This window comes from Streptomyces sp. NPDC033845 (genome assembly GCF_055576225.1).
Genome location: NZ_JBVIRI010000087.1, coordinates 1 through 1,101 on the forward strand (window position 1 = coordinate 1; position 1,101 = coordinate 1,101).

Consider the following 1,101-nt stretch of genomic DNA (forward strand, 5'->3'; position numbering starts at 1 on the left):
GGACTGACACGAAAATGACCCCCGTGGTTGGGTGGTTCAGGCCACGATGGGGTCGAAGCGGATGGTCAGTCCAAGGTTGTTGGCTTCCTTGATCATGCGGCGCATGGCGCGTTCGGGATCGCGGCGGGTGAAGTGGTCGGTTCCGAGTTCTCGGTAGGGCGCGTGGTCGTGCAGGACATGCCAGATGGCGATCGAGAGTTTGTGCATGACGGCGACCAGGGCCCGTTTGCCACCTCGTCTGGCGGCGATCCGTCGGAAGAAGACACCGAGGTAGGAGTCCTTCTTCCGGATGGCGACCATCGCGGCGATCCCGAGCAGGCGCTTGAGGTTCTTGTTCCCGGGGCGGGTTCGGCCGGAGCGGTTCACCCCGGCCGACTCGTTCTGTCCGGGGCAGACTCCGATCCCGGACGCGAGGCGGTGGGCCGAGGCGAACTGGGTCATGTCACCTCCGGTCTCGGCGATGACGATCTCCGCGGCGAGACGACCGAGGCCGGGAATGGTGACCAGGTTCGCCAGGTCGCTCTCCCGCGCCGCCAGCAGGGTGGCGATGAGGGTGTCGAAGGCTCTGATGACGCTCTTCCAGCGATCGATCTCGTCCAGGTAATGCCGCACCATGAACGCGTGATGGCCCGTGAACTCCCCGTCCAGAGCTTCCACGAGCTGCGGGATCTTGTTCCGGGCCCGGCCGATCGCCAGGTCCGCAAGCCGGGCCGGGTCTCGTTCCCCGGCGATCAGAGCTTCCAGGATGGCCCGACCCGTGACGCCGGCGACATCGCTGAGAACGGATGAGAGCTGCATCCCCGTGTCCTCCAGTTCCTTCTCGAGCCGCTGGGCTTCCCAGCCCGCAGCCCGGGCAAGCTCGGTCCGCCGACGCGTGAGATCCCGCAACTCGCGGATATCGCGTCCGGGCACGAACGAGGCCATCACCATTCCTGACGCCCCGACCCGCGCCAGGAAAGCCGCGTCACTGGGATCGGTCTTCCGGCCCCGGATCCCTTTGAGGTGGGCCGGGTTGACCAGCATCAGATTCAGGTGGGGCTGCAGCAGGTAGTAGACCGGCCGCCAATAGTCCGAGGTCGCCTCCATCACCACCACCTCAAC

Annotated in this window: 1 protein-coding gene; it reads right to left on the reverse strand. The window is 66.1% G+C overall.

Annotation, left to right across the window (positions count from 1 at the left end; translation table 11 throughout):
* Positions 1 to 36: 36 nt before the first annotated feature.
* A partial coding sequence (locus tag ACZ50K_RS37950) for an IS110 family RNA-guided transposase (RefSeq protein ID WP_468912050.1) occupies positions 37 to 1,101 on the reverse strand: 1,065 nt, incomplete at its 5' end.